Source organism: Spirochaetota bacterium (assembly GCA_025061835.1).
Classification (GTDB): Bacteria; Spirochaetota; Brevinematia; order DTOW01; family DTOW01; genus SKYB106.
This window is the reverse complement of record JANXAC010000002.1, coordinates 138,932-145,688: the sequence shown is the minus strand read 5'-3', so window position 1 is coordinate 145,688 and position 6,757 is coordinate 138,932. Positions and strand designations below refer to the sequence as shown.

The following is a 6,757-nucleotide window of genomic DNA, read 5'->3' as shown; positions in this document are numbered from 1 at the left end:
GTGGTTGCTGAGGAGATGGGGAACTTGGCGGAGGACAGTAGGAAGAAGGCAGTGGAGGTTGAGAGGATAGTGAGGGATGTTATTGAGAGGGTGAAGGGTAGCATTGAGGGGGTGGAGGAGAATGGGGAGAGGTTTGTGAGGATAGGAGATGGGATAAGGGAGGTGAGTGCGTTTGTTGGGGAGATAAATGCGAGTATGGTGGAGGTGGGGAGGACTAATGAGATGGTTATGGGGGTGATAAGTAATTTGACGAGTTATAGTGAGGGTATAAGGGTAGCTGTTGAGGAGGGGAAGGTGGGTATGGAGGAGGTTGTGAGGGCTGTGTATGAGGTAAGTGATGCTACGGGTAATTTGAATGATAGGTTTAGTGAGGTGTATGGGGTGATGAGGGGAGCTGTTGAGGTGTTGAGGAGTGCGAGTGAGAGGTTGCCTGAAGTTGTAGAGAGTCTCAAGGTTCTGGGTGAGGAACTGAACAAGTTTAGAGTAAAGGAGATAAAATTCACAAAGGGTATAACTTTGGTTGAATAGTTTGTGTTTTTTCATTTGAGATACAATATGGTCTAAAATTTACGGTCAGGTATGGTTTCTTACTTTAATCTAAATGGAACATTTTAATTTGCTAACTCACCTACTAGAATTTATATCTTAAGTCCATACTGTTTGACTACCAGGTGAAAGTATGTTATTAGAATTTTTGTATGGAAACTGTAGAGGTTCAAGTAAAGGAAGAGAGATAATAGGTATGATCCTGTGTTATTTTTAATAAGAGAGGTAGATATTATTCGTGGTGATTTGAAGGAATTTAAATCCTACGTTGAACTTAGGTTTGTTGAAATAGATACAAAGATTGACAAAAAGTTTGATGAGTTGAGTAAGCTAATTGATGAGACAAACAAGAGAATTGATGAATTTAGGTTAGAGTTATCCCAGAGGATTGAGGATGCTAGAAGTGAGTTATCTCAAAGGATTGATGGAACAAGTAAGAGAGTTGATGAAACAAGCCTCAGAATAATAGTTTGTATAAACTCATGGTTGGAATACTAGTGGTTGTTTTATCTGTTATTCTAACGTCTATTGTTGGTATAGTCATAAATTTGGTTTTGAGGTAATTTGTAATTTGAAGGTACTTTGGTGTTATATTTATAATCAACTTTCGCTTTCTGAAGGTGGTTTATGAAAACGATAATGATAAAAGGAAGTCAGGTAAGTAGAAGATATTATGTTATAGATGCTGCTAATAAACCTGTAGGTAGGTTAGGTGTTGTGATAGCAAGACTACTTATGGGTAAGCATAAAGTAGATTATACTCCTCATATTGACAACGGTGATTATGTAATAGTCAAGAATGCTTCAAGAGCAATTATGACAGGTAAGAAGAGTCAGTTTAAGGTATTTTTCTGGCATTCAGGGTACCCGGGGGGACTCAAGCATGTCTATTTTAAGGACGCAATCTTGAAGAATCCAAGGTTCGTTTTTGAAAGAGTTGTCAGAGGAATGTTACCAAAGAATAGATTGAGGAAACATAGATTGAGAAGGATGATAGTAGTAAAGGATGATAATGTTAAGATTCCTTCCGGTGCGATTGAATACAAGGTCTAGGAGGTGTAGTTATGGCTAAAACTGTTATAGCAAGAGGTGGTAGAAAGACAGCAACTGCTAGGGTTTTTTTAAGTCCTGGTGGTAAAGGTAATATAACTGTCAACGGTCTTCTTCTTAAGGATTACTTTAAGAATATTCAAGAATATATTGATACTGTTCTAGAACCTTTCAGAGTAACAAATACTGAGGGTAAGTTTGATGTTTATGTAACAGTAAAAGGTGGTGGTATCTCGTCTCAAGCACAGGCTATAAGACATGGAATATCCCTTGCTTTAGCAAAGTATGACACTCAAACATTAAGACCTAACTTAAGGAGACTCAATTTAGTGAGAAGAGACCCAAGGGCAGTTGAAAGGAAAAAATACGGAAAAGTAAAGGCGAGAAAGTCAAAACAGTACTCAAAACGATAAGGTTTGAATGTCTAAATTTGTTGCTATTGTATATAATCCTGTCAAGGAAGAAACGAAGAGAGTAATAGACAAGTTAAAAAACCTGTTTTCAGAAGAAGGACTTGACTTTTTTCTTGTAAAGTCTGACTACTCAAACTTTTCTGCCAACATTGATATACATCGGGGTATTAAGAAACCTGATTATGTTGTCAGTGTAGGTGGTGATGGCACGATCCTTTACTCCGCTAGGCTTTTCGCTCAATATGAAGTCCCTATAATAGGCATAGATGTCGGTAAGTTAGGTTTTCTTATGCACTTTTCTGAAAGTGAGATTGAGAATGTTGTAAAGATGATAAAAGAGGATAACTTTAAGTTTGAAAATAGAATGATGATAAGTGTGATTGTGAGGTTCAAGAGTGGAAGAGAGTTTTTTGGTAATGCTTTGAATGAGGTTGTTGTATCAAGAGGTAAGTTTCATAGGCTTCTGGATATAGATGTCTTTGTTGATGGAGAGTATTTGAATACATACCGTGCGGATGGTATTATTGTTTCAACACCTACTGGTTCAACAGCGTATTCTCTGTCTGCTTTTGGTCCTATTGCTATGCCTACGATGGAGAATTTGATAATAACGCCAATCTGTCCTCACACGCTATCCGCTCGTTCAATAATTCTTGAAAGCACAAAGTCAATTGTTCTTAAAATTGGATACACAACTCCTCCATCTGTTGTTGTGATGGATGGACAAGACTACATTGATATAGACGAGGAGGTAGAAGTAGAAGTAACTAAATGCAGTTTCTACGCAAAGGTCGTTACAAACCCTAAAATTAACTTCTTTGAAGTACTGAGAAGAAAACTTAACTGGTAATTGAATGGAGATTTTTCAACTCTGTAGGCAGATTGTGGTTCATTATCACACTTACTCAAGTTGGTGGCCTTACTATAACGATAAGGATGAAATAATTATCTCCTCAATTCTTACACAGAATACGAATTGGAAGAATGTAGTTAAGTCTCTCAACAATATCTTTCAGGAAGTAGGTTCAACTAGTCTTGATAGGGTAGGGGAGTTAGACTACGAGGTATTGAAAGACATTATAAATCCTTCAGGGTTTAGTAAGTCAAAGGCTAAAACTATTCTTGAGGTTGCTAGGTATATTAACGGTTATGGAGGATATAGAGTATTTAAGAATCTAATGTTTTCGCTTATAAGGCGTAGCAAGTCGTTCAAGGAAGTTATTGGTATAGTTGATAGTTATAGGAATGAACTAATGAGAGTGAAAGGAATAGGAAAAGAGACTGCTGATAGTATTCTACTGTATTCGTTTGAAGTTCCAACTTTCGTTATTGACAACTACACTGTTAGGATAATTAATTCTCTTTTCTCTAAATCTTTTAGAAAAGATAGAGATTACGAGTTTTTGAGAGGAATGTTTCTAGATTGTATCTTCGGGAATTTGAGGTTGTTTTTGGACTTAGGGAGTCTTGTAAAGGCTTGGAACTATTGGGAGTGTAGTATAGGTAGTGTATTAGAAAGAGTTGTTTTGGTATTGAAGGTTTTACACGCAGGGTTCGTTGAGATAGGTAAGATGGGTTTGAAAAGTAGTAACGAATTAATAGACTTTCTATGTTTGAAATTTTGAAGATAGGGATTTATCTCTTATATCTAGTAGGAAGGGTATAACTTTATAAACAAACGAAGGACCGTAATGTGCGAAAAAGTCATAGATCCCTGGTGTAAGGATTACTCTCTGTTCTTCAATTGCTTTAAGGTTTCCAAATCTTTTTGTTAGAGAGTTTTTTATCATATCTATGCTTCTTGACCTTGAAAACATTTTAGGTTCGTATATTATCACATCAGGCTCATTTTCCTTGAGTATTTCAGGTATCGGTTCTAACCATTCAGAAGGATAGTTCTCAAAAATGTTCTCAAATCCTAACAATCTGAGTGTATCGGTGATATAACTGTATGCACCAAATGTCACAGGTCCTCCAAGGTCTATCTCAATGTAAGTTTTTATTCTGTTCTCATAAGTTTGGCTTAAGTGTCTTGATAAGGATGCTAGTAGGTTTTTTTCTAACTCAACTGCTCTATCATAGTATCCGCATACAAGTCCCGCCTCTACACATCCTGCTATAAGTTCAGATAGTGTTGCTGGTAGTCTTATTGCATAAACAGGATAGTTTTCAGACAGCTTTCTTGCGAATTCTAACTGATATCCTGTTGTTAGAAAGATAACATCAGGATTAATCTCTTCCAATACTTCCTTCTTATATGTTGAATATGAGCCGACTATTACTCTACCTTTTCTTATGCTTTCATCTGGATGAACGCAATAGACACTTATCCCTTTAACTATTTCACCTAGTCCCATTTTAAACAAAGATTCTGTTATAGATGGGCTGAAACTAACTACTCTATTACATTTCTCAGGTAATTCTAGCCAGTTGCCTGTTGCTTGACAGAATACTCTTCTTTTCACAGTTGTATTATAAGTAATCTATGTAGAATTCAAGGTAGTAAATGTGCGAAGGGTCTAAAAAATCCTGCTTACTTACTTGGTTAGAATTTGGAATTTGATAATATAACCAAAAATTATTGAAAGCAGGGGGGCATCTTTTTATAATGGTTTAGGTTTTGGAGGAGGAATATATGAAAGTTTATGATACAAAAGAAATAATAAATATAGCAGTCATAGGTGAGCACAGAAGTGGTAAAACAACTTTCCTTGACAGTGTCTTCTTTGTATCGGGTAAGGTAAGTGAAAAAGGAAGCGTAGATAAGGGAACTTCAATAATGGATTTTGACCCAGAAGAAGTAAAAAGAAAGATGACAATCAGAAGCATCTACTCGTATGTGGAATACAAGGACAAAAAGGTAAACTTCATAGATACTCCGGGCTTTGTAGATTTCATCGGTGAGATGGAGATGGCTCTTGAAGTCGTTGAAAATGTTATCCTGGTAGTTGATGCTGAAAGAGGTATAACGATAGAGACGGACAGAATCTGGCACTCTGTTGATGAACTACACGTTGCTAAATCAGTCATAATAAATAAGATAGATACGCTTTCAACAGAATTTGATAAACTTGTAGATAAAATTAAGGCAAAGATAGGTAAGATAGCAGTTCCTGTTGAGATACCATACTTTGACGGAGGTAAGTTTGTAGGAACGATAGATGTTATTCATAAAAACTTGATTGTCTATGAAAATGAAGGTAGAAGCTTCAAGAAACTTGATATTCCAAAGAATTATGAGGAACTTGTGAATAAGTATCGTGATGAGATATTTGAAGACATATCCGATATAGACGAAGCATTTATGGAGAAGTATCTTTCTGGTGAGGAGATTTCCGAGAGTGAGATTGTTCAAGGTTTTAGGGATTGTATAACGAAAGGTAAGATAATACCTATATTTGCTGTTTCTTCCTTGACTAATGTTGGAGTTCTTAATGTGTTAGATATTATAGTAGAGGAGTTCCCTTCGCCGGATGTTCATAAGGAACTAGTTGTTTTAAAGAACGGTAAAGAGGTAACTGAAGATATATCCAGTGAAAAACTCACGATATTGACTCCTTTTAAGGTTAGGATTGACCCATATACTGGAAGGATATCATACTTCAAAGTTTGGACCGGTAGTGTTAAGAGTGGGGCTGAATTTTTCATTCCCGATACATCATCAACCTTGAAATTACAACACCTATATTTATGCTTTGGTAAATCTCTTGAGGAGGTTAGTGAAGTTAAGGCGGGAGATATTTTCGCTGTTCCGAAACTTGAGGGAGTAAAAGTTGGATACACTTTGGTGTCTGATAAGGTGGATTTGAAACTCAAGCATCTAGCACTTCCTAATCCTATATTCTTTACTGCGGTAATAGGTAAAAACAGAGGTGATGAGGATAAACTTGCTGAACTTCTTGCTAGATTTTCTGAAGAAGACCCTTCTTTCATAGTTAAGTTCAATGATTTTTCAAAAGAGCTTGAGGTTCATTGTCAGGGGGAAAACCAGTTTAATATATATGTTGAGATACTCAAGGAGAGGTATAAGATTGACTTCGCACTTGATACTCCTAAAATACCTTATAGGGAAACGATAACAAAACCTGTGGAAGCGCATTACAAACACAAGAAGCAGACTGGTGGACACGGGCAGTATGGTGAAGTGTTTATCAAGGTTGAACCACTTGAGAGAGGTAAAGGCTTTGAGTTTGTTGATCAGATACGAGGAGGACATATTCCGAAGCAGTTTATACCTTCTGTTGAGAAGGGTGTCTTGAGTGCGATGGAGGAGGGTGTTTTGGGTAAGTATCCTGTTGTTGATGTCAGAGTTATACTTTATGAAGGTTCTTATCACGAAGTTGATTCATCCGATATATCCTTCCAGATAGCGGGTTGGCATGCGATGAAGATAGCACTTGAAAATGGATCTCCTGTTATTCTTGAACCAATCATGGATGCAAAAATAATAGTTGATGAGAGTTATATGGGCGCTATCACAGAGGATCTAAACAGTAGAAGAGGTAGGATAAATAACATTGATAGAAAGGAAGATGGAACTGTAGTAATTAGTGCATACGTTCCTATGTCAGAGATGATAAAGTATTCATCAGCTCTAAGCTCTATAACTAAAGGAATAGGTAGATTTACAATGTCTCTTGCCTACTATGATATATTGCCAGAAAAGATGAAGAATGAAGTCTCCGAGATGGGAAGAAAGATAAAAGAAAAAGCAAACAGTTAATACGTTAGAACTCAAGTATTGTTAT

Annotated in this window: 8 protein-coding genes; 7 read left to right on the top strand and 1 reads right to left on the bottom strand. The window is 36.6% G+C overall.

Going from position 1 to position 6,757, the window contains the following annotated elements; all coding sequences use genetic code 11:
• The 6 genes from NZ579_01990 to NZ579_01965 form a co-directional block, all read left to right on the top strand.
• A partial coding sequence (locus tag NZ579_01990; GenBank protein MCS7298717.1) for a hypothetical protein occupies nt 1–528 on the top strand: 528 nt, incomplete at its 5' end.
• A 222-nt stretch (nt 529–750) separates the two neighbouring features.
• Nucleotides 751–1,044 carry a hypothetical protein gene (locus NZ579_01985; protein MCS7298716.1) on the top strand — a complete coding sequence of 98 codons (294 nt, stop codon included), beginning with the start codon at nt 751–753 and terminating at the stop codon, nt 1,042–1,044.
• 129 nt (nt 1,045–1,173) lie between these two features.
• Complete coding sequence (rplM, locus tag NZ579_01980) at nt 1,174–1,599, top strand: 50S ribosomal protein L13 (GenBank protein ID MCS7298715.1); 426 nt, start codon at nt 1,174–1,176, stop codon at nt 1,597–1,599.
• 11 nt (nt 1,600–1,610) lie between these two features.
• Nucleotides 1,611–2,009: a 30S ribosomal protein S9 gene (gene rpsI, locus NZ579_01975; protein ID MCS7298714.1), complete on the top strand. Its 399-nt coding sequence runs from the start codon at nt 1,611–1,613 to the stop codon at nt 2,007–2,009.
• Between the two features lie 7 nt (nt 2,010–2,016).
• A complete protein-coding gene (locus tag NZ579_01970; protein ID MCS7298713.1) occupies nt 2,017–2,859 on the top strand; it encodes an NAD(+)/NADH kinase in 843 nt (280 codons plus the stop codon).
• Between the two features lie 34 nt (nt 2,860–2,893).
• Complete coding sequence (locus NZ579_01965) at nt 2,894–3,634, top strand: hypothetical protein (protein MCS7298712.1); 741 nt, start codon at nt 2,894–2,896, stop codon at nt 3,632–3,634.
• On the opposite strand, the gene NZ579_01960 is transcribed toward NZ579_01965, so the two are convergent.
• Complete coding sequence (locus NZ579_01960; protein ID MCS7298711.1) at nt 3,617–4,474, bottom strand: ABC transporter substrate-binding protein; 858 nt, start codon at nt 4,472–4,474, stop codon at nt 3,617–3,619. The two genes, NZ579_01965 and NZ579_01960, sit on opposite strands and share 18 nt — an antisense overlap.
• A gap of 170 nt (nt 4,475–4,644) precedes the next feature.
• Between NZ579_01960 and fusA the strand changes: the two genes are divergently transcribed.
• A complete protein-coding gene (fusA, locus tag NZ579_01955) occupies nt 4,645–6,732 on the top strand; it encodes an elongation factor G (GenBank protein ID MCS7298710.1) in 2,088 nt (695 codons plus the stop codon).
• Nucleotides 6,733–6,757 lie beyond the last annotated feature (25 nt).